The organism is Halomonas jincaotanensis, from assembly GCF_018448785.1.
GTDB lineage: Bacteria > Pseudomonadota > Gammaproteobacteria > Pseudomonadales > Halomonadaceae > Halomonas > Halomonas jincaotanensis.
In genome coordinates this window covers 1-21,032 of sequence record NZ_JAHCLU010000035.1, presented here as the reverse complement: position 1 = coordinate 21,032, position 21,032 = coordinate 1, and the positions used below count along the sequence as shown (strand labels likewise).

The following is a 21,032-nucleotide window of genomic DNA, read 5'->3' as shown; positions in this document are numbered from 1 at the left end:
AACAGCGGCATGCCGGGCCAGTAGCTGACGAAGTCGATCCACTCGCGCTCGCTGACCCACAGGCCGCCCTGGCACTGGGCGACGTGCTCCGTGGGGAGTTCATCGGCGAGCAGCAGCTCGATCTGGTACTTGGGCAGCTTGGTCTTGATCTCCACGAGGCCGTGACTGTCGACCAGGCAGTCCGGGGAATAGCCGACCCCGTGGTTCAAGAGGATGCCGACCTGCTCTAGACGCGGCAGGCCCGTCGCTTCCTGGTAGAGCTCGCGGGCCACCGGCTCGAGTTCATGCCCGCGCTGGGTATGCGCATTGCCCGGGAAGGCATCGCTGGGTTCACCGGTGATGCGCTCGCCGATCAACTGATGCATATAGCTCAGCGCCCCGGCGCCGAAGCCGGCCGGTCCCTTGCCCTTGACCAGCAAGGGCTTGAGCTCGGACATGGTGACAATGCCCAGACGCGCGGCATGCCACTCGGGCGTGCCTTGTTGCAGAGTCAGGATCTGCATGATGCGCTCCTTGTAGAGGTTGTAGATGGTGAATACCAATGGATGGGGATGACGGCAGGCGAGGGCTCTGCCCTCGCCTGCCGTCAGTGGTTCAGTGACGTTGATGGCTCAGTGGCGTTCCACGGATTCAGTGATGTTGACGGTGGGGCTGGGCCCGCTTGTGCAGCGAGGCGCGCAGCTTGTCGAAATCGCTGCGCGGTACCCGCTCGGCCTCGCCGTACTTGCCGACGAACCATTCCTGGGTGGTGGGCGGACAGGCCGCGATCAGCTGCTTGAGCTGGCTGGCCTGGAAGGTGGTGACGCCCTTGACCGCGGCCGCGGTCTGGCCGTTGTCGTCCTGGCCGCGGGTGGTGACGTTGAGCAGGGCACAGAGCACGTAGCGCTTGCCGTAGCTGGTGGAAGAACCGAAGGCCTGCACCGCGTTCTTGTTGCCGCTGACGTCGGCCGGCAGCAGCATGCTGGTCTCCTCGCGGTGACCGTCCTGGTGCATCAGCACCCCGGTAATCTGGATGCCGCGCTCCTGGGTCTGGATGCGAAAGCTCACCGCGAAGCCATGGCGCTGCATGATCGGGCGTACGGTGTCGACGATGTCCTCCAGGGTGGCGTAGGCACCGTTGTTGCCCTGGCCACGCTCGGCAATGCTCGGCAGCTCGGTCTGCATGGCCGCCATGGCGGCGCTGTAGGCCATCAGCACCTGGCGATCCATGACACGCTCCTGCATCTGCAGCAGGCGCTCCATCTTGTCGATGTCGACCTCGGGATTGAGCGCCGCCCGCTCGATCACCTGGATGATCGCGGTGCTCTCCTGGATCGGCGGGGCCGCCGGATGGGGGGATCGCTGAGAGGTGTTCTTGGCTTGTGGTGGCGGTATCGGGGTGGCCATGATGATCGTCCTTATAAGTAGTGGCGGATAACGTCCTGAAGCTGGTCGGCCGGGACCGAGTCCAGCGACACGACGACGCGATAGACTTGGCCCTTGGCCAGCACGTGGGTGTGAGTCTGTGCCTCGCCGGCCTCCAGCAGCTGGCGAGTCAGCAGGGTCAAGGCGTGGCAGGTCTCGAATGACAGGGTCGGTTGCATTGGCGCCTCCGGAAACAAAGACGCCCAGCCTTGATGGGCTGGGCGCTATGCAGTGGTGAGGGTGGTAATGAAGGTGTGAAGGCAATACAGCGAGAAAAGGGGGTGTGGAAGGAATGGACTGGCAGGAATGGAGTGGAACGAAATCGACGTCTAAGTCAGCGAAGCTGAAGAATGTCCGATTGATGATCAGTCCACCAGCGCCATGGCCGAGGTCAGGGTCCGGTCCATGAGACTGGCCCCCTGGCCGAACCAGGCGGAGTCCATGCCGGCCTGCTGCCGCCAGACCTCCAGCGGTTGATGAGGGGAGAGTTGCTGCCCCAGGCCGTGCCAGGGGGTATCGCCGACGTAAGCCATGTGTTCGAGCTGATGTGCCATGAGAAAGCTCCTTGACGAAAAAAAGCCGGCTGAATGCCGGCGGATGGAAATGGAATAAGGGGGATTGTGGGTACCGGGGCATCGGGGAACCGGGTCAGGCCAGCTCACGGAAGGCGTGACCACAGCCCAGGCACAGCCAGGGAGTACCGTCACCGGGCGGGAACAGATGCTTGACCAGACGATGCCCGGCGGCGGCACCGGCGATGCCACCCGAGGCGCCGGCGACGACGGCCACGGCGACGCGACTGAGCGGGAAGTGCGGCGACGCGACGAGGGTCCCGCTTCCATGAGCATAGAGCGACACATAGGCGCTCTGGAGGGTCCCGACCAGCGCACCGGTCGCGACCCCGAGCTGGCGGGCGGTCTCGAGGTTGATCACACGCTGCGAGTCGCAGCGCAAGCAGGATGGGGGCATATGACGTCTCCTGTGTCGGTGGAAGAAGCCTGGGGAAGGCGCAATGCACAGGAGTGATATAGGTGTCAAAATTGGTGGGATATTTGCCTAGTTGCGTGGCACCTGGAGGATCGGAAAAATCACGGCGTAAGATTAATGGAAGCGTCCGTTTTGACTTGACCAGAACAATGTCGGTGGTGAAGTGCAAGCGCCGCGATTCGGACTGAGCTTACAGCTGCATATTGGCTCCTTCGCCGAACAAGTCATCGAAGAACGCCTTGCCGGCGTCGGCCAGCACGAGATTGCCCTTGTCGTTGAAGAAGGCGATGTCGCGGTCCACTAGGGCGACCTTGGCCGCTTCTGGCAGAGACTGTTCCATTTTGCAGGCCTTGAGGATCTGCGCCATGGTCAGGTCGCTGCCGATGCTCTCGAGCGTCTCGCGGGAGATGCCCGCCTCAGGGAGCGTCATGGTCTCGAACATGAAGCCTTTTTCGAGTACGCCTCGCCCGAGCACTAGCAGCACGCCCTGAATCTGGCGGACTGATCCGCCACTCTCCTGGTCCCGATTGTCGTCGTCCACCTGGGAGTGGCTAAGCGTGCGCACGTAGAAGAACCCCGACCGTTGTACCAGCTCCATGCCCATGTTGGCATAGGCCTCGAGGTAGTAGCGGTCACGCTCCTTAAAGAGCTCATCAAACAGCGGGTTGGGCACCAGCTTGCCGTCTACATACTGCGTCTGGTTGATCACCTGGCCAGAGGTCAGCTTGCGAAAGGCCTCCTGGTTCAAGCGGCGATTGACGACCGGCTGCCCGGTGTTCGGCTCATGGGGGAGGAGTGTGTCGCTCATGGGGTGGTCTCCTTGGCAGGGGCCTCGCGAGGAATGAGAGGGTGGTACGACAGCGCCAGTTCGCCATGGGCGATTTCCTGGTGCTGGAAGCGAGCGTGAAAGCGGAAATCAGGCAGCGCCATGACCCAGTCGAGGGCCTCGAGGAGGTCGTTCAGGGTATAGCCCTCAAGGCGGTTTTCCAGATAGCCGTGGAGCGCGGCATGAAGATTCCGGCAGTCCTCGGGGGTGGCCCATTGCTCAAGCAGCGTCTGGATCTCGTGCTGGCGCAACTGTTCGCGCAACTCGGCTTCCGAGAGCCCGGCGCGTGCCGGATCGATGGTAATGGCACCGGCCCGGTCACGTTCGGCCCGCAGCTCTTCAATGCGCCGGTCGGTATACTCCTCGATGTCGGCCCGGTGATCAATGTCATGCCAATCGAGCCGGGCGAAGCGCATGCGCTTGATGCCCAGGAAGGTGCCGGGTGACTGGATAGCAGGATGGCGCACCGGGATGCACATGTTGCGGAAGCTGTCATCGTGACGCTCTTCCGTGGCGACCATGAGAGCATTAAAGGCACGTTCGATGCAGTCGTACTGCTCCCGTTGATGCCGATCCTGGCGGACATATCGCTCCAGAGAGAGGCGCAGCGTATCGATATCATTGACGTAACTATGAATCGCGTTGGCCGATAGCTGCAGCTCCTCCGTCAGCGCGGGGAAGGCGCTGTCTTCGGTGAGCTTGGCGATGCGGCGAATGGCCGTTACCGCCGGGATGCCTTTCTTGAAGCGTGTTTTGGGGTCGAGGAATTCCAGGGCCGGCAGAATGTAGCGCTGGTAGATGCGGTTGATGTGTTCCAGGGCCTTGCGGGTTTCGGCCGCGCCCTCGATGCTGCTCACGTCTTGCTGCTCCACCAGATCCGCCAGGTGGTCCCCCTGGTTTTCCAGAGCAGCGATGCTCTCCTGCATCTTGCCCAGTGTGTCCTGTATCCGACGACGAAGCAGACGCAGTTCATCGGTGAAGTTTTCATCCGCCATATCGATCGGCAGGCGCTGTATCGCGGCAAGGCTCTGGTTGAGGCCCTCACGCAAGTCTTCCAGCTCGGTCTGGCTCAGGCCCCGCATGCGACTGATATCGAAATGGCGCAGCATGTCCACGACGAACGGCGCCAGCACCAACGTGCCGCGGGCCTGGTCGATGCGCACGATCAGGCGCTCGCGCAGCAGGTTGTCCTCCGCCAGGGTATAGCGAATGCGCTGGCATTCGACTTCAGTGCCGTGGGTGGCCTGAGCCGCCACCGCTTGCCTGACCAGGCCCCGGTAAAGGCGGATGGGGATCTCCACGTCCCCATCGTTCTCTTCGATGTAGGCCACCAGCTGAGTGAATAGCTGCCGGTGGTCGATGAGCTGCTTCAGGATGAAGGGCGACTTGATGTTCACTGGCCGGGCTCCTCCTCGGGGTGGGGGGGATCGCCTCCTCATCGGCGCCAGCCTCTCGCAGGGTGATCTTCTCTTGGCGGGTAAGTGACTCGCAAAGGCCATGGTGCACAACCGTGCGATTCTCGGCATAGGCCCGGCTGGCGTGGAAAAGGCCCAGGTGGACGTAGTTGCCGAGCACCTGGATGATCTTCGAGTCGTGGTTGGGATTGGCCACGAACAGACAGTAGCCGTGTTGCTCGGCCATCTTTCGGGCGGTGCGCATGTTGCGGGTGGCCAGGGAGCCGAATTCGTCCATTACCAATGGCATCGTCACTTGCGCCTCGCCGTCCATGAGGCGCGACATCAGCACCGAGAGCAGGTTGGTGGTGATCATCATGGTGGTGCCGTTGGACTGGGCGTTGGTCGTCCACCCGTCCTCGCCGCGCTTGCGGTAGGAGTAGGTGACCCGTTCTAGGATCTTGTCGAGTCTGAGCAGGATGCCTGTGCGCCGGGCATCCCTGTTGAAGAAGTCTGCCTGGAATTCCTTGAGCTGGCTGTAGACGCGGTCATCCTGCAGTTCGTCGCTGAGCAGGTCGGCCTTTTCGAGGTTGGCCAGCAGCTGTTGGAAGCGCGGGTGAAGCTGGCACTCCACCCGAACCGCTTCAAGGTCGTAGATCGAAAACTGGCCCATCTCGGCGTTGATGCGACTCATGAAGGCTGTGACCTGCTCCTTGGCGGTACGCAGGATCTCGACTTGAGTGTGTGTGGTCTTGTTGTGTCGCTCGACCTTGTTCCGGTGATTGGCTTCCTGGGTGTCTAGGTTGTCGTAGACCGCCTTCAGCTGGTCGTGGAAGCCTTCTACCTGCTCGCAGGTGAAGGCGCTGATGTGGGCCTGGCTGTCCATGTTGGGCAGGATGTTGATGGCAAGCAGCTTGCGCAGATGGTCATGCACCTTCGTGCGCAGTGCGCTCAGCTTGTCGACGTCTTCCTCGAGTGCCGCAATGGTCGCCTCGGTGACGGCGCACGGCGTTGGGGAAAGGTGTCGGTGGCGCCCCTCCAGGACGTTGTTGGCGTCCTTGCCGATGCGGTCGAGCCGCTGCCGGATCAAGCGTACCTGCTGTGCCTGGCCCTGGAGGGTCTTCTGCTCCTGCCGCAAAGCCTTGCGCTTGCCATCGGCTTCGTTCCAGTCGGTCTCTGCCTTCTCGTGCTGGCGCTTTTGCTCTTCCAGCTTGGCCTCGAGCTCCCGCAGGTCGCCCTCCAGGACCTCCAGCTTCTGGTTGTTGGCGTCAAGGGCATTGAGTGCGTTCTTGTCTTCCTTGGCCTTGCTCAGCTCCTTCTCGGCTTGCTTGCTGCGCCTAGCGATCTCCTCCGGGCCCAGAGTGGCCTCTTCCATGAGCTTGTCGCGCCGGCTCTTGTCGTGGGTGATCGCCTCCTTCAGCTTGTCCAGGTTGTCCTGCATGGTCTGGCGGGTCTGCTCGGCGTCATACCCCTGATGGGGAATGTCCCGCAGGGCAATTCGCTCCAGGGGCTGGCCCAGCACCAGGTGGCCATCTTCCGAGTGGAATTGCTGGCTGAACTGGATGAATGCCTGCTTCTGTTCCGGGGTGAGCATTCCATGGGTGGTGCCCAGTGAGCTGTTCAAGGAGAAGAGGATGCTGGCGTCACGCACGGTGAGGTCGTCCAGCAGGATGGGGGTACGATTGGCCAGCCGTTCATCCAGATGCTTGGCCTGGCGCGTGTTTTCCTCCAGGCGCTGGCACACCTGGGCGTACTCCTGCTGGGCCACAGCCTTATTGTCGTAACCCTCGATGTCTTTGACCTGCTCGGCGATATGCTTCTCGAGGCTTTCGATGATCTCCTGGCGAGGCGTGCCGGCGGGAAACTCGTTCAGAGTGGCGTTCGCGGCTTTGATGTCCTTGCGCAGGTTGTCTGCCTGCTTGCCAGTGGCCTTGACCTCCGCAGAAGTCTCGGTGACCGCTTTGTCGCTGTCGCGCTTGATGCGCTCGAGGGTGTCTGCCCGGTTTTCGGCGTTAGTGAGGGTGTTGGAGGCAGTCTCCAGCGCCTCCGTCAGCCGCTCTTCCTCGACGGCAACGCTGTCATCGAGATCGGCATACGCCTTGGCCGCCTGGCCGCGCAGCTGCTGCTCGGACTGGAACTGCTCGTTGAACATCTCCCAGTGGCCGGAGGCATTGCGGATGCGCGTGATGCGGTCGCCTTCCTCGCGGAGCTGGTTGGCCTCCTCCACGATGGCGTTGAGGTCGAGGTTCAGCTCCTCATTCTTGCGGCTTTTCTGGCCTTCGATGATGGTGGCCAGGGTGTCCGGCAGGGTGCGCTCATCCTGGGCGGAGATGTCGAAGGCGAGGTGTACCAGCTTGCGCCAGGCATCCATCTCCCGCTTGCCGGCGCCATTGCGCAGCGGCAGTAGACTGTAGCGGCCGGCTTTCTTGTCGTAGGGCTGATTGGTGAACAGCCGCTCCTGGATGGTCTTCGCGTCACTCAGCGGTTCCCCGCCCAGCTCGCGCAGGGCGCTTTTCGTCCCCTGCAGGGTCATGCTCTCGACCGGGGCGCCGATTCCGTCATCCGTCGCGGCCTCCACGTCCCAGAACAGGTGCTGGATGTCGGCATAGGGGCGGGGTACGACCATCCTGGCGTACTCCAGCTGGTCGGTCGCACTGCCACGATGAAGGACGATACAGAAGTCATTGTGGGGGTTCTCGGCCTCCAGAATGATGAACGTCCGATCCTCGGGGAAGTAGTATCGGAAGCTGGCCATCCCGTCGTAGATCTTGCCGTTGGTGCCCCGGAAGTTGAACTTGCTGGCGCATTTGCGGAAGTTGATATCGGGGAGCAGAAACAGCTTCAAGGCGTTGAGCATCGAGGTCTTGCCGAGGTTGTTCTCGCCAAACAGGGCCGTGTGCTGGTCGATGCGAATCTGGGTGAAGGCGTAGGCCGCGCTGTTGACGAAGACCATCTGCTTGAAGCGGAAGGTGTCGAAGGTATCAAAGCCCAGATTCATTGGGGGACTCCGCGGTAGAGGGTGACGGGATCAGGTAGGTTTCCTGTTCGAGGTGGCTGCCGGTCTTGAAGATCAGTCCGCCCACATGGACGCAGGGCGGTGAGCGGCGAATGTGTATCGCCAGCTGTTCGCGCTGGCCCTTGGCGATGGTTCGAAGGGAGGCTTCGAGACGATCCGGGAGGTCAGCTGGCGCGAGAAAGCGCAGCGGCGGGAGATTACCGCGCTGGTAGAGGGTATCGCACATGCGTACCCCTCCGGGGTCGGGGCCGAACAGGCAGCCGATCTCCTGGTATTGCTGGAGCACGGGGGTCAGCAGGTGGTTGGTGACGCTGTTGCCGTTGCCATAGAGGATGTCGGCGTCCTGCCATTCGGGGGAGAGCCCGCACTCGGGGAATAGCGCTAGCGTGCCGGTGAGGTTCAGGAAGTTCTCGAGGTTCTCCACGATCACGGCACGCTCAGCGGGCGGAGCGGCCGTGCCAGCGTCGATGGAGACCCGTGCATCGATCAGCACGACCTGCGGGTGAGGCTGGCGCCGGCTGCGCACCGTCCGCATGACCCCGCTGACACGCGCGTTGTGGCTGCTGCCCAGCGCGGCTTGGTCGATCCGGGATGAGGCGTGCTCCACATCGACTGAGGCTCGCCACTCGGCAATAACGGCTAGGTTGATGCCGGTGTAGGTTACGAGGTCTCGCTTCACATGCTGACGTTCGGTGCCGTCGAGCAAGGCATCGATCGCCAGACCAAACTGGTGAGCCGCTTGTCGTAGCCGTTGCTCAGGTACAGGCTGTCCCTGCGCCAGCTTGTTCAGATAGCCGAGGAATATCGGCCTTGAGATGCGGCGATCGGAAACCATAGAGCCTTCTCTGACACGATGCTTATTTTCACTTCACTGTATCACGCTACCTGAGCACGAATATTGGTCCACGGAGCCCCTCGATAAGCGTCCACCTATTGGATGTTCAACCACTTTGCTTTGGGCAAACCATAACGCGAAGGTGCGCGAGTCTCTTCGCCCCAAAAAGCGTCTCGGTTATCGGATTCAGGCACAGGTGTTCACGGGATAATTCAAGAGCCCTGACTGCTGAAGGCGGTGCGCTTATGGCTTAAATTCAGGAGCACTATTGATTGATGGCCGGCTCAACCAGCTCCGCTACCTTAGTTAGAGCCTCTTTCCGCTCGTCGAAGTAGTCGTAGCGGTCGTAGATACCTTCTACGCCCTTCAGCTTGTGGTTCAGGCATCGTTCAGCGACATGTCCTGGCACGCCAACCGCAGCCAGCAAGCTGCGGCAGGTGCGTCGCAGGTCATGCACGGTAAACTCGGCGATATCACCCATTCTGTTCTTTGGCTGCGGTTTCTTGCCTGGCTCTCGGCCGAAGAGCTTGGAGATGGCGCGATTCAGCGTGTCCTTGCCCATATGGGGTTTCTTACTGCTGCGGCGGCTGGGAAAGACGTAGTCCGATCCGCAGGCACGGGTCTTGAGCTCTTCCAGCCAAGCCAAGGTTTGCGGTGGGAGGGGGATGACCATCCCGACACCTGCCTTGCTGCGCTCCCCGGGCAGAACCCATTGCTTGTTCTTCAGATCGAATTCTGACCACTGTGCTTCGGTCATTTCAGTCTTGCGTACCCCTAGTATGAGCAGAAGCGCACAGGCGAGGTAGTTGTCGCGTGTGAAGCTGTCGCTATTGTCCCTAAAGATTCGAAAGACCTGTCGAATCTCATCGAGGTTCAGGGTTCTGTCGCGGCTTTTCTCGATGCCGCCGGCATCGTTCAAATTGAAGGCCGATGCCGGGTTGTAGGTGAGCAGCCCCAGCTTGATGGCGTGGTTGAATAGCTGCTTTAAGTACATCAGGGCGTCGTTCGCGATCGTGGGGCGGCCGCTGTTGGCTACCTTCCTGACGATGGCACGCACATCCATAGGGGTAACGCTATCCAGCGTTAGGTGGCCGATGGAGGGCGCGACGTCTCTTTCGAAGACTCGCTTGGGGATGTTGGGATGCTTGAGGCGCTTCTCGAGGTCTTGATACCAATCGTTGAAGAGGTCCTGGACGGTGCGGATAGCGACCTGCTCTTCACGCTTGCGCTCTGCAACGGGATCGACGCCGCTGCGGATGGTCTTCTGGGCCTCTACCGATTGCTCACGAGCTTCGGCAAGGGAAAGGTCCGCGTATTTGTCCAGCGTCAGCTCACGACGCTTTCCGGCGAACGTATATCGATACATCCAGTAGGGGACGCCCTTCCTCGGAATCATCAGGTACAGGCCATTGCCATCGCCGTAGCGGCCCGGTGTGCCGTCCTTGATCAGGGACTGGACTTTCTTGGCGGTAAAGCTCCCCATCACCCCTCCCGTTATGTGTCACGAAAAATTTGAAACTATCGTTTTAATATGCGAAGGCCAGAAAGGCTGGCGAGCATTAAAAGACTGTTCGTATTCTCTTTTATGGCAATACAGGGGGCTATAGCTGCCCTAGTAAACGAAGAGATTCAAGAGTGAGCGTTTGAAGTGGGTAGTACTTTTTGGAAAATTACCCCTCTGGGTGGGTAGTACATCGATATACTACCCAATGTACTACCCGCTTGGCGAGAGCTTTAGGTGTATTTACGTAGACTACCGTAGACAAACTATGCTTTATTGTTTTTCAAAAACAATAATTTGTAGGCTAGTATAGATCAGCGTAGACATCACTCGATGTTCTGGATCTGCTCGCGCATCTGTTCGATCAGTACCTTGAGTTCCACCGCGCAGCGGGTCGTGTTTGCCACGACCGACTTGGAGGATAGGGTGTTGGCCTCGCGGTTGAGTTCCTGCATCAGGAAATCGAGTCGACGACCCACCGGCCCCGGCTGTTCGAGTTGATGCTCGATCTCGCTGACATGCGCGGCCAATCGGTCGAGTTCCTCGTCGACATCGGCCTTCTGGACAAGCAGCAGGATTTCCGCCTCGAGCCGTTGCGGGTCGAGCTCGGCGGCGGCCGTTGTCAGTTGCTCAAGCAGTTGGGTGCGCTGGCGCTGGCGGATCTCGGGCATCAGCCGACGCACTTCGGCGACCTGGGCGTTCACCGCGTCGAGCCGTTGACGGATCAGTGCGGCGAGCTTTTCGCCTTCCCGGGCACGACCGGCGACGAGGTCGTCGAGCGAGGCGGCGAACAGCGCCTGGGCCTGTTGCTTGACGGCTTGCATGTCGGGCCCGGGGATTTCCAGCACGCCGGGATGGTCGAGCAGGGCCAGGGCATCGGGCAATGACGCACCGGGCACGGCCCGACGGACCTCGGCCAAGGCGACGGCCAGCGCCTCGAGACGCTCGCTGTTGACGGCCATGTCGGCCTGGGCGCCGGCCGGTTCGAAGCGCAGCGAGCATTCCACCTTGCCGCGGGCCAGGCGCAGGCGCAGCGCCTCGCGAAACAGCGGTTCCAGGTCGCGAAGGCCTTCGGGCAGCCGGAAGTGCGGCTCCAGGTAGCGCTGGTTCACCGAGCGCAGCTCCAGCTGAAGGCTGCCCCACGCGGCCTCGTGGTCCTGTCGGGCGAAGGCGGTCATGCTGTGGACCATGGACGGAGCTCCTGAGACCGGCGGGTCGAAATGATTCATCCGCCAGTGTAACCGATTCCCCTCGGCGACCGTGTAGAATGGCCCGCCTCCGGCCTTGCGGCCGCGCCATTCCCTACCGATGAACTCAGAGAGCTATCATGTTCCAGAGAGGTACCATGTCCTCGGACATTCGACGTCCCAGCGGACGCGCGCCCGACCAGCCCCGCGATATCAAGCTGACCCGCGACTACACCCGCCATGCCGAGGGCTCGGTACTGGTAGAGTTCGGTGATACCAAGGTGCTGTGCAACGCCAGCGTCGAGGCCGGCGTGCCGCGTTGGTTGCGCGGCAAGCATCAAGGCTGGGTCACGGCGGAATACGGTATGTTGCCTCGCGCGACACACACCCGCGGCGGTCGCGAAGCGACGCGTGGCAAGCAGGGCGGTCGCACGCTGGAGATCCAGCGGCTGATCGGCCGCTCGCTGCGCGCGGCGGTGAATCTCAAGAAGCTCGGCGAATTCACCATCACCGTGGATTGCGATGTCATCCAGGCCGACGGCGGTACCCGCACCGCCTCGATCACCGGCGGTTGCGTGGCGCTGATCGATGCCATCCGCTACCTGCAGCGCGAGAAGAAGATCAAGGGCGACCCCTTCGCGCAGCTGATCAGCTCGGTCTCGGTGGGCCTGTTCAAGGGTGTGCCGGTGGTCGATCTCGATTACCCGGAGGACAGCACGGCCGGCACCGACATGAACGTGGTGATGGCCGAAAGTGGCGGTCTGATCGAGATTCAGGGCACTGCCGAGGCGGGCACTTTCAGCCGCGAGCAGCTCAACGCCATGCTCGATCTCGCCGAGCAGGCAGGAACTCAGCTGTATGCCCATCAGCGCGAGGCTTTGGGCATCCGCGGCTAGTCGAGCGATTGTCACGTAAAACGCGCTGCGCCGGCCCCGCAAGGCCGGCGCAGTACGTTACGGTCAAAACCTTCACGCGAGAAAAGGGAAAGCAAGGCTCACAGTGTTAGATCGTACTCGACGATCAGGGGTGCGAACCGCGAGAAGGTGGCGTCTTCATCGATCCAGGCGTCGACCACGTGGCGGCGGAAATTGGGTCCGACAATCTGGTAGTCGATCCGCCAGCCTTCCTGGCGCGAGCGTGGCTGGTCCTGGTCGAGTGCCGGCCACCAGGTGTATTCGCCACCGTCGCGGTTGATTTCGCGGAAGGTGTCGATGAAGCCGGTGGGACCGAAGACCTGATCCATCCAGGCGCGTTCCTCGGGCTTGAAACCCGGGGTGGTCTGGTGATCCGCCCAGTTGGCCAGGTCGACCGTCTTGTGGGCGATATGCCAGGTGCCGCAGATGATGTACTCGCGACGCTTGCGCGCCATCTTGCCCAGATATTCCTGATACTGCGCCATGAAGGCCTGCTTGGCGGCCGGGTCGCTGCCATCGGGCATCAGGAAGCTGGCGACGCTGAAGCGGTCGTAGTCGGCCTGCAGGAAGCGACCCTCATGATCGCACTGCGGAAAGCCCAGGCCGTACATGATGGCCTTGGGAATCTTGCGACAATAGAGGCCCACACCGGCGAAGCCATCCTGTTCGGCATCGAGGAAATAGCCCTCGTACCCTTCCGGGTAGAGAATGCTGTCGTCCAGCTCGAAGCTCTTGGCCTTGAGATTCTGCACGCAGACGACATCGGCATCCTGGTTGGCAAGCCAATCGAGAAAGCCTCGACCGACCGCCTCCCGGATGCCGTCGACATTGATGGTGGCGATTTTCATACATAGTCCCTTTTGCGTCGCGCGTGTATGATACCCGACGTTTCGACGTTTGGGTAAACGGCCTTTGTCGATTAGGCAGATAAGGAGCCCGCGGTGGACAATTCTGACCCTTCAGCACAGCCGCAAGTCACCATGCACGCCTATCAGCGCGAGTTCATCGAATTTGCCATCGAGCAAGGCGTGCTGCGCTTCGGCGAGGTGACGCTGAAGTCGGGTCGTGTCAGCCCCTATTTCTTCAACGCCGGGTTGTTTCGTACCGGCGGCGCCCTCGCCCGGTTAGGGCGCTTCTACGCTCGCGCCATTGCCGAGCAGTGTCCCGACGTCGATGTGCTGTTCGGCCCAGCCTACAAGGGCATACCGCTGGCGGCGAGTACCGCCGTGGCGCTGGCCGACCATCATGGCCGCGACCTGCCCTATGCCTTCAACCGCAAGGAGGCCAAGGATCACGGCGAGGGCGGCAATATCGTGGGGGCCGAGCTTGCGGGCCGGGTTCTGATCATCGACGACGTGATCACCGCCGGCACCGCGATCCGCGGGGTCATGGGCCTGATTCAAGAAGCGGGCGCCGAGGCCGCCGGGGTGGTCGTGGCCCTCGACCGCCAGGAGCGTGGCCGCGACGATGCCAACCCGCGCAGCGCCATTCAGGAGATCGAGGCCAGCTACGCCATGCCGGTCATCAGCATCGTCACCCTGGAGATGGTGCTTTGCTACCTGGAAACGCACGCCGGTGCCGCCATGCAACCTCACGCCGATGCCATTCGCGCCTATCGCGACCGCTACGGCGTGAAGCGCTGATGCCCGTATGCTCGATGTGGTGCTCTATCAACCCGAGATTCCGCCCAATACCGGCAATCTGATCCGCCTGTGCGCCAACACGGGCTTTCGTCTCCATTTGATCGAACCGCTGGGCTTCGCGCTTGACGACAAGCGGCTCCGGCGCGCCGGCCTGGATTACCACGAATGGGCGCGCGTACGGGTGCACCGCGACTGGCCGAGCTTTCTGGATGAGATCCGCCCCGCGCGAATCTTCGCCGTCTCGACGCGCGGTCGCACCGGCTATCACCAGCCCGCCTACGGTGAGGGAGACGCCCTGGTATTCGGCCCCGAGACCCGCGGCCTGCCCCAGACGATGCTCGACCAGCTTCCCGCGGCCCAATGCCTGCGTATTCCCATGCTGCCCGAGAGCCGCAGCCTCAATCTCTCCAACGCCTGTGCAGTCATCGTCTTCGAGGCCTGGCGGCAGCTGGGCTTTCAAGGCGCCAAGGAGTAAGCATGTCGATCAAGCAACGCCTGGCCAAGCTGAACCCGCGCCAGCAGGAGGCGGTGCGCTACATCGATGGTCCCTGTCTGGTGCTGGCCGGGGCCGGCTCGGGGAAAACCAGCGTGATCACCACCAAGATCGCCTACCTAGTGCAGGAATGCGGCATGAGCGCCCGCCGGATTGCCGCGGTGACCTTCACCAACAAGGCCGCCCGCGAGATGAAGGAGCGCGTGGGGGAGCTGCTCAAGGGCAAGGAGGGGCACGGTCTCACGGTCTCGACCTTCCATACCCTCGGGCTCAACATCATCCGCGGCGAGTTGAAGGCGCTGGGCTATAAGCCGGGCTTCTCGCTGTTCGACCCCGAGGATGCCAAGGCGCTGCTGCGCGATCTGATGAACAAGGACGCCCAGGTCGACGCTGACCAGATCAACCGCGTCCAGCATCAGATTTCCCAGTGGAAGAACGACCTGGTGCTGCCGGGCGAGGCGCTCTCGCATGCCGTCGATGACGACGAGCAATATGCTGCCCGCATCTACGAGGCCTATGTGCGGCACCTCAAGGCCTACAATGCTGTCGACTTCGACGATCTGATCCTCTTGCCGGTGGTCCTGCTGCGCGACGATCCCGAGGTCCTGGCACGCTGGCGGCGCAAGATCCACTACATGTTGGTAGACGAATACCAGGACACCAACGTCAGCCAATACCTGCTGGTCAAGCTGTTGATGAGCGAACGGGCCACCTTCACCGTGGTGGGTGACGACGATCAGTCGATCTACGCCTGGCGTGGCGCGCGTCCCGAGAACCTGGTCACCCTGGGTGAAGATTTTTCCCGGCTCAAGGTCGTCAAGCTGGAACAGAACTATCGCTCTACCGGCACTATCCTGCGCGCCGCCAACACGCTGATTGCGCATAATCCGCACGTCTACGAGAAGACGCTGTGGTCACAGATGGGCGACGGCGAGGCGATCCGCGTGGTAGTCAACCGCCATGAAGAGGCCGAGGCCGAGCGGGTGGCCAGTGAGATCCTCACCCGGCGCATCAAGGCGCGCGCCGAGTGGCGCGACTTCGCGGTGCTCTACCGCGGCAACTTCCAGGCCCGGCTGCTCGAGCTCAAGCTGCAGCACTATCAGATCCCCTACAAGCTTTCCGGCGGCACCTCCTTCTTCTCGCGTGGCGAGATCAAGGACGCCATGGCCTACTTGCGCCTGCTGATCAACCCGGCCGACGACAACGCCTTCCTGCGCATCGTCAATGTGCCACGCCGCGAGGTGGGGCCGGGCACGCTGGAAAAGCTGGCCAATTATGCCAACGATCAGGCCACCGGGCGCGGCATCTCGTTGTTCGCCGCCTGCCACGAGCTGGGCCTGGAACAGGTGCTGCCGACCCGCGCCGTCGAGCGTCTGGGCCGCTTCACGCATTTCATCGACGGCGTGCGCAAGCGCATGGACCAGGGCGAGGCCATCGCCGCGATCCGCGAGATGATGCGCGACATGGACTACGAGGCCTGGCTTTACCAGAACGCCAGTGCACCGATCATCGCCGAGCGCCGCATGGCGAATGTCTGGACGTTGATCGACCAGCTCGAGAAGTCGATGCAGGCTGCCCCTGAAGACGCGAGTCCCGAAGACAGCGTGGCCTCTGAAGAGACCGAGACCGACGATGTGCAATCGGCCATCTCGCGCCTGGTGCTGCGCGACATTCTCGAGCAGCAGGCCGAAGCCGATGATTCCGACCGCGTGCAACTGCTGACCATGCACGCCTCCAAGGGACTGGAGTTCCCGCATGTCTACCTGATGGGACTCGAAGAGGAGCTTCTGCCGCATCGCAACGCCGTCGAGGCCGGCACGGTGGAGGAGGAGCGGCGCCTGGCCTATGTCGGTATCACACGCGCCCGCCAGACGCTGACGCTGACGCTGGCTCGCCAGCGCAAAACCTACGGTGAACTCATGGATTGTGCGCCGAGCCGTTTCCTCGACGAACTGCCAGAGGCCGACCTTGACTGGGAGGGCCGTGCCGACAAGGAGGACCCCGAGAAGAAACAGGCGCGTGGCAAGGACGCCATCGCCGGGTTGCGTTCGTTGCTGGGGTAGACCCCTGGTCTACCTCTTGTCATGAACTCGCGCCGCAGGCGTAAACGACAACGGGGCGCCATCAGGCACCCCGTTTTTCTTTTTACCAACTACCCATTACGGAGAACGAAACGGGACGGGTTATTCGACCTCATCGATCATGTAGTCGACGATGGCCTCGATTTCCTCGTCGGAGGCGCTGCTGCCGCCCTTGGGGGGCATGGCGCCGATGCCATTGATGGCGCTGGCATAAAGCTCCTCCGCACCCTTTTCAAGACGCGGCCCCCAGGCCTCTGCATCGCCGAGTACTGGGGCCCCGGCCGCACCGGAGGCGTGGCAGGCGGCGCAGCCGGAGCTGCTATAGAGGGCTTCACCATCAAGGCCGCTATCGCCGTTACCACTGCCTTCCGCTTCGGCGTCAGTGGAGGCCATTTCGGTTCCCTCACTTGCTTCAGCGTCCGCCGTTGCCTCGTCGGAGGCTTCCTCACCGGCTTCTGCATCTGCTGTTGCCTCACCTTCAGCGGCTTCATCGCCACCTGTTTCGGGCACGTCCATGACCGGTTCTACCAAGTAAGCGGTGGCGGCCTCGACTTCTTCATCAGACAGGTTGGGATTGCCGCCGCGGGCCGGCATCGCGTTGAAGCCGTTGATGGAGTGGTCGAGCAACGTCGCGAATCCCTTCTCGACCCGGTCGGTCCAGGCATCTTCCTCGCCGCGAATCGGAGCGCCCGCAGCACCGGAATCGTGACAGGCGGAACATACGTTGCCGTAGATGCTTTCGCCATCGACACTGCCGGAATCGCCACCCTCATCGCTGCTGGCAACCGAAGCCGTGCCACAATCCTCGCCCTGCAAACAGAGCTCGCCCACCGGCTCCAATCGTTCGGCAATTGCCTCGTTCTGGGCATCCTGTGCGAAGGCCATGCCTGTCGTCAGGCCCAGCGTGGCCAGACACCCTATGATCAGCTTACTGGATTTCACTCTTACCACCTCTCGACGATCCTGTAATCGGAAACACGCTCGGCACCACGACAGCCAAGGGACACCATGACGCGCACATAAGGAATAGTATACCGACAACGCAATCGCCGGGAAAATGCTGCAGCCACGCCATTGGGCGTAGTCGGCGGCTGCAGCTGGACAGCCGGCGGTGGGGCGGTTAGGATGTCGACCGCTTGGCAGCCATGCCGAGCGCCACGCGCCCGTAGCTCAGTTGGATAGAGTATCGGCCTCCGAAGCCGAGGGTCGCAGGTTCGAATCCTGCCGGGCGCGCCATTTTTTCAAGGGCTTACGACAATGTCGTAAGCCCTTTTTCGTGCGTGTGCCCAAATGGTGCCCATTCGGTGCCCAGACTGAAATCAAAATACGCTATATTCGTTTCTAATGATTTACCACTGGCCGAGGCCGGGCACGCATTTGGGCACACGCCACATGGAAGCACGATCAGTACCGATTGATACCGATAGTATACCCTGTGGAAAGATCGCCGGCTGTTCTGGTGCCTGAGCATCCGAGTGCAGCAACTAAAAAGAATAAAAGTGATACGCGGGCATAAGGTGATCTCATCTGCGCTGACCCACCATTAGGAGTCAGCGACGCCAGCCCGCAAAGGACATATATACAGCCGCTTTCGGCCAACAGCGGATGTTTAGAACGTGCTAATGCATCAGCGGTGAAATCACCGGTGACAATGGAGCGAAGACAAACTGCATCCTGTGCAGTGAATGGTTAGTTGCGCACAAGGTTTCATGCTGCTGTTCTTGACCCCTGCCTGGCGAAACGGGTTTTACCAAACTCTGATAGTACCCCGCGACTGACTACACTCCACTGGGACCACCTTTCATCATGAGCACGTCATCCATACGCTCCAAGTATGCAAGAACCGAGGCCTCCTTCAAGGCAGAGTGCTTGAGCGGCGTCTCTAGTGGTACTCGTACAATGTTGAAAAGGAACGCATAAAGAGTCGCATCGAACGACGTCGCCTGGTCCCCTACCGCATATTTGTGCTGACTCACTTGCCAGGCAATCGCAGTAAGGTCCGCAATGCCGGTGGCGTAGACCTCAGCCAGTGGATAGCGACCGTAACCCTGCCCAATGAGGCTTTTTCTGATACCTCTTCGCGCTGCACCCGCCACCAAGTGGCGAGCCGCAGATGGCACCATGCCGAAAAAAGCTTCCCTAGTTTTCGGCCAGTACTTGTCGTCTATCCACCGTGACAAGACGATAGTGAAGTATAGACTCTCCTCACACGTGCGACGCAACAAGTGGCCGGAGGCTAATTCAGCCGCGGAGAGTTGTCCGTCTAGCAGGTCCCCGTATGTCATCTTCAGATACGCTAGGATGTTGCCACTGTCGGGAACGCTCTGTGACTGGTCAATGATGAATGGGAGCTTGCCCCTTGGCCCCTTGAAAGGAAGGGTGCTCTTGGTCTGATAGGGAATCTCTGCCAAACGACAGTAAGTCTCCACTTTGAGACAAAACGGGCTTGCATTCACACCCCACCCCGGCGCGAATTGATGTATCTCGATCATGGCATCTTCCCGAGCCTGAGCTTTGCCAGAAAAAATGCACTTATGCCTATGAAGTGTCGGTGTTTTAAAAACTACAACTAACAACGATAAAGGCGCCTGCCGCTTGTGCCGGCATGTCGACTTTGGGTCGAAAGCCATAAATCAGAATAGACTAATATTAATCATCCGGCCAAGAGCAGTCATTCAGAATTTATTGATATTTGTATAATTTCAAGTTCAGCCCCGACAGAGTTCTCGATATCTGAAAAATGAGGGAGTCTACCCCTCATGTTTAGTTCATCGCACTTTACCGGGAACCACCGCGCTGACTGGCGCCTACGCGGTGGCATCGAACACCTGCTTGACCAACTCGGCGAGCGTCGGGTGGACGTGGATACTGTCGCGCACCCGTTGCGCCTTGGCCTCCGGGGTGTTCATGGCGACCACCACCTCGTGAATCAGGTCGGCTGCCTGGGGGCCGATCATATGGAAGCCCAGGATCCGGTCGCTGCCCTTCTCGACAAGGAGTTTCGCAAAGCCCGGTGGTGAACCGACGATCTTGCCCTTGGCGAAATCGGCGTAATGCTTCCGGGCCACGGTGTAATCGAGGCCCTGGTCGCGACAGGCGCGCTCGGTCAGCCCGACCGAGCCGATCTGCGGATGGCTGAACACGGCGTGCGGGTTGGAGGTGTAGTCGACCGCAAGGGAGGCGCCGTGCGCGTTGCGGTAGGCAAGCTCACCTTCGTAGCTCGAGGTGTGCTTGAACATCCCCTGCCCGATAACGTCGCCATAGGCATAGATGTCGGGGTGCGTGGTCCGCAGCCCGTCGTCAACCACCACGAAGCCGCGGTCGTTAAGCTCGACCCCCGTCTTCTCCAGTGAGAGCCCATCGGTGTTGGGACGCCGACCGGTGGCCAGCAGGAGCCGATCGCCCAGCACGGTACGTTTGCCATCGTCGGTGGCGACGACCAGGCCACACTGCCCATCGCGCACCAGCGCCTGGCGCGCCTCGGCTTGCAGCACGAGTTCCACCCGCTTGCCAAGCTCCTGCGTGAACAGCGCCCGCACCTCGTCGTCTTCGGCCAGCAGGCATTCGGAATGGTCGATCACCGTTACGCGGGTGCCCAAAGCGGAGAAAAAATGGGCAAACTCGCAGCCGATGTAGCCGCCGCCGAGGATGATCAGGTGTTCGGGCTGTTCGGTGAGGTCGAAGATGACGGACTCGTTGGTGAGGTACCCGCTCTCTGCCAGCCCGGGAATCGGCGGGATCGCAGGGCGCGCGCCCGCCGCGATGAAGATCCGCTCGCCGGTCAGCCGGCGCCCGTCCTCCATCTCGATCAGCTTGTCGCCCACAAAACGCCCCCGACCATAGTAAGGGGTGAAGGCGCTCTCCACCCAGCGGCGCACGGCAGCGGCGTCGTCCTCGCGCCGCCGGCGGACCGTGTCGAGAACGGCCTGGAAGTCGACGCGAATCGACGACTGATCCAGATGGATACCAAAGTCCGCGGCGTGCCGGATTGTCTGCATCACCTCGGCAGCCTGAATCAGGCCCTTCGTCGGGATGCAGCCGCGGTTCACGCAGGTGCCGCCGAGCTGGTCGGGACGGTCATCGACCAGCGCGACCGACTTGCCGTCCTGCTGCCCGAAATAGGCGGCAGTCAGACCAGAGCCGCCGCCGATGCAGATCACGTCGTAGCGCTCAATCGCCGCCATGGTTCCTCCCTGCGTCACTGCGCGGCCCGACACGTTGGACGCCAAAACGACATCCCCCCCTGCGCCGCGCTCGATGAGGTCCGGCCGGCCCTGTCGAGGTCGGCGATCAGGCTATTAGCGTAGTCCACTTCATGTTCGCCCCGGGCGCAAGGCTTCGGCGAACCTTGCCCCTGAGGCCGCATCGATGACTGGCCCCTGGCGGCGACGGGGGATTCGGCCGTTGAGACTCACCTGGGCCAGCGGACGGTGCTCAGCTTCCCGCTGCCTCCGCCTTCGCAGAAGAACCGATCGTCGGCATCAGACTCGAGCCCCGACACGCCCACACCTAAAAAATAAAGATAATAAAAAACAACAACATCCACTCCCCACAACCAAGCTACCAACTTACGCCTCCGACTCTGGATGACCACGAAAGTGGATATCCATTATTTCACAAGATCGAAAATCACCACCAGTGGGATAGCTTCCCTACTCAAGGGCAACTGTCGGCCGAGGCTGTGTGAAAACTCCCAAATCCGTTGCCTGTTTCCGCATCCGGCTGTCAGGCCACGTCCAGCGGCCAACGAG

18 protein-coding genes and 1 tRNA gene are annotated in these 21,032 nt (G+C 61.4%); 5 read left to right on the top strand and 14 right to left on the bottom strand.

Annotated elements, in window-relative coordinates; genetic code table 11:
- From KG088_RS18700 to KG088_RS18655, 10 genes are all read right to left on the bottom strand, one after another.
- On the bottom strand, positions 1-503 hold a 503-nt coding region (locus KG088_RS18700; protein ID WP_213828017.1), incomplete at its 3' end, for a lambda exonuclease family protein.
- Positions 504-630: 127 nt separating this feature from the next.
- The gene (locus tag KG088_RS18695) at positions 631-1,386 is read right to left on the bottom strand and encodes an ERF family protein (RefSeq protein WP_213828015.1); all 756 of its coding nucleotides are present in this window, start codon (positions 1,384-1,386) and stop codon (positions 631-633) included.
- An 11-nt stretch (positions 1,387-1,397) separates the two neighbouring features.
- Positions 1,398-1,583, bottom strand: a complete 186-nt coding sequence (locus tag KG088_RS18690; protein WP_213828014.1) for a hypothetical protein — start codon at positions 1,581-1,583, stop codon at positions 1,398-1,400.
- 186 nt (positions 1,584-1,769) lie between these two features.
- Complete coding sequence (locus KG088_RS18685; RefSeq protein WP_213828030.1) at positions 1,770-1,958, bottom strand: hypothetical protein; 189 nt, start codon at positions 1,956-1,958, stop codon at positions 1,770-1,772.
- A gap of 94 nt (positions 1,959-2,052) precedes the next feature.
- The gene (locus KG088_RS18680) at positions 2,053-2,373 is read right to left on the bottom strand and encodes a hypothetical protein (protein WP_213828012.1); all 321 of its coding nucleotides are present in this window, start codon (positions 2,371-2,373) and stop codon (positions 2,053-2,055) included.
- Between the two features lie 208 nt (positions 2,374-2,581).
- The gene (locus KG088_RS18675; protein ID WP_213828010.1) at positions 2,582-3,199 is read right to left on the bottom strand and encodes a condensin complex protein MksE; all 618 of its coding nucleotides are present in this window, start codon (positions 3,197-3,199) and stop codon (positions 2,582-2,584) included.
- A gap of 1,245 nt (positions 3,200-4,444) precedes the next feature.
- Complete coding sequence (locus tag KG088_RS18670) at positions 4,445-7,609, bottom strand: hypothetical protein (RefSeq protein ID WP_213828008.1); 3,165 nt, start codon at positions 7,607-7,609, stop codon at positions 4,445-4,447.
- Positions 7,593-8,462: a hypothetical protein gene (locus tag KG088_RS18665; protein ID WP_213828006.1), complete on the bottom strand. Its 870-nt coding sequence runs from the start codon at positions 8,460-8,462 to the stop codon at positions 7,593-7,595. The genes KG088_RS18670 and KG088_RS18665 overlap by 17 nt, the downstream gene beginning before the upstream one ends.
- 265 nt (positions 8,463-8,727) lie before the next feature.
- Complete coding sequence (locus tag KG088_RS18660) at positions 8,728-9,945, bottom strand: tyrosine-type recombinase/integrase (RefSeq protein WP_213828004.1); 1,218 nt, start codon at positions 9,943-9,945, stop codon at positions 8,728-8,730.
- Between the two features lie 344 nt (positions 9,946-10,289).
- Positions 10,290-11,153: a YicC/YloC family endoribonuclease gene (locus KG088_RS18655; RefSeq protein WP_213828002.1), complete on the bottom strand. Its 864-nt coding sequence runs from the start codon at positions 11,151-11,153 to the stop codon at positions 10,290-10,292.
- 155 nt (positions 11,154-11,308) lie between these two features.
- Here KG088_RS18655 and rph point away from each other — a divergent pair, with 155 nt between their 5' ends.
- Positions 11,309-12,046 (top strand): ribonuclease PH, encoded by a 738-nt coding sequence (gene rph / locus KG088_RS18650; RefSeq protein ID WP_250148378.1) that lies wholly within the window; start codon positions 11,309-11,311, stop codon positions 12,044-12,046.
- A gap of 98 nt (positions 12,047-12,144) precedes the next feature.
- On the opposite strand, the gene KG088_RS18645 is transcribed toward rph, so the two are convergent.
- Positions 12,145-12,912 (bottom strand): exodeoxyribonuclease III, encoded by a 768-nt coding sequence (locus tag KG088_RS18645; protein ID WP_213828000.1) that lies wholly within the window; start codon positions 12,910-12,912, stop codon positions 12,145-12,147.
- A gap of 132 nt (positions 12,913-13,044) precedes the next feature.
- Here KG088_RS18645 and pyrE point away from each other — a divergent pair, with 132 nt between their 5' ends.
- The 3 genes from pyrE to rep are packed head-to-tail and all read left to right on the top strand — an operon-like array spanning position 13,045 to position 16,263.
- Entirely contained in the window at positions 13,045-13,707 is a 663-nt protein-coding gene (gene pyrE, locus KG088_RS18640; protein ID WP_213828021.1) for an orotate phosphoribosyltransferase, read from the top strand.
- Between the two features lie 7 nt (positions 13,708-13,714).
- Positions 13,715-14,182: a tRNA (uridine(34)/cytosine(34)/5-carboxymethylaminomethyluridine(34)-2'-O)-methyltransferase TrmL gene (gene trmL, locus KG088_RS18635; RefSeq protein ID WP_213827998.1), complete on the top strand. Its 468-nt coding sequence runs from the start codon at positions 13,715-13,717 to the stop codon at positions 14,180-14,182.
- Between the two features lie 2 nt (positions 14,183-14,184).
- Entirely contained in the window at positions 14,185-16,263 is a 2,079-nt protein-coding gene (gene rep, locus KG088_RS18630) for a DNA helicase Rep (protein ID WP_213827996.1), read from the top strand.
- Positions 16,264-16,383: 120 nt separating this feature from the next.
- Here the strand turns inward: rep and KG088_RS18625 are convergent, their stop codons facing one another.
- Entirely contained in the window at positions 16,384-17,223 is an 840-nt protein-coding gene (locus KG088_RS18625; protein ID WP_319941482.1) for a c-type cytochrome, read from the bottom strand.
- A 217-nt stretch (positions 17,224-17,440) separates the two neighbouring features.
- On the opposite strand from KG088_RS18625, the gene KG088_RS18620 reads away from it, so the two are divergent.
- Positions 17,441-17,517: transfer RNA gene (locus tag KG088_RS18620), tRNA-Arg, on the top strand.
- Positions 17,518-18,059: 542 nt separating this feature from the next.
- Here KG088_RS18620 and KG088_RS18615 read toward each other — a convergent pair.
- Both KG088_RS18615 and KG088_RS18610 read right to left on the bottom strand, forming a co-directional pair.
- Entirely contained in the window at positions 18,060-18,773 is a 714-nt protein-coding gene (locus KG088_RS18615; RefSeq protein WP_213827994.1) for a glutathione S-transferase family protein, read from the bottom strand.
- Between the two features lie 315 nt (positions 18,774-19,088).
- Positions 19,089-20,465: a dihydrolipoyl dehydrogenase family protein gene (locus tag KG088_RS18610; RefSeq protein ID WP_213827992.1), complete on the bottom strand. Its 1,377-nt coding sequence runs from the start codon at positions 20,463-20,465 to the stop codon at positions 19,089-19,091.
- Positions 20,466-21,032: the final 567 nt, after the last annotated feature.

Bases quoted from the DNA above. Each gene is read 5' to 3' on its own strand.
- KG088_RS18695 (WP_213828015.1), bottom strand. From the start codon at position 1,386: ATGGCCACCCCGATACCGCCACCACAAGCCAAGAACACCTCTCAGCGA.
- KG088_RS18690 (WP_213828014.1), bottom strand. From the start codon at position 1,583: ATGCAACCGACCCTGTCATTCGAGACCTGCCACGCCTTGACCCTGCTG.
- KG088_RS18685 (WP_213828030.1), bottom strand. From the start codon at position 1,958: ATGGCACATCAGCTCGAACACATGGCTTACGTCGGCGATACCCCCTGG.
- KG088_RS18680 (WP_213828012.1), bottom strand. From the start codon at position 2,373: ATGCCCCCATCCTGCTTGCGCTGCGACTCGCAGCGTGTGATCAACCTC.
- KG088_RS18675 (WP_213828010.1), bottom strand. From the start codon at position 3,199: ATGAGCGACACACTCCTCCCCCATGAGCCGAACACCGGGCAGCCGGTC.
- KG088_RS18670 (WP_213828008.1), bottom strand. From the start codon at position 7,609: ATGAATCTGGGCTTTGATACCTTCGACACCTTCCGCTTCAAGCAGATG.
- KG088_RS18665 (WP_213828006.1), bottom strand. From the start codon at position 8,462: ATGGTTTCCGATCGCCGCATCTCAAGGCCGATATTCCTCGGCTATCTG.
- KG088_RS18660 (WP_213828004.1), bottom strand. From the start codon at position 9,945: ATGGGGAGCTTTACCGCCAAGAAAGTCCAGTCCCTGATCAAGGACGGC.
- KG088_RS18655 (WP_213828002.1), bottom strand. From the start codon at position 11,153: ATGGTCCACAGCATGACCGCCTTCGCCCGACAGGACCACGAGGCCGCG.
- rph (WP_250148378.1), top strand. From the start codon at position 11,309: ATGTCCTCGGACATTCGACGTCCCAGCGGACGCGCGCCCGACCAGCCC.
- KG088_RS18645 (WP_213828000.1), bottom strand. From the start codon at position 12,912: ATGAAAATCGCCACCATCAATGTCGACGGCATCCGGGAGGCGGTCGGT.
- pyrE (WP_213828021.1), top strand. From the start codon at position 13,045: ATGCACGCCTATCAGCGCGAGTTCATCGAATTTGCCATCGAGCAAGGC.
- trmL (WP_213827998.1), top strand. From the start codon at position 13,715: ATGCTCGATGTGGTGCTCTATCAACCCGAGATTCCGCCCAATACCGGC.
- rep (WP_213827996.1), top strand. From the start codon at position 14,185: ATGTCGATCAAGCAACGCCTGGCCAAGCTGAACCCGCGCCAGCAGGAG.
- KG088_RS18615 (WP_213827994.1), bottom strand. From the start codon at position 18,773: ATGATCGAGATACATCAATTCGCGCCGGGGTGGGGTGTGAATGCAAGC.
- KG088_RS18610 (WP_213827992.1), bottom strand. From the start codon at position 20,465: ATGGCGGCGATTGAGCGCTACGACGTGATCTGCATCGGCGGCGGCTCT.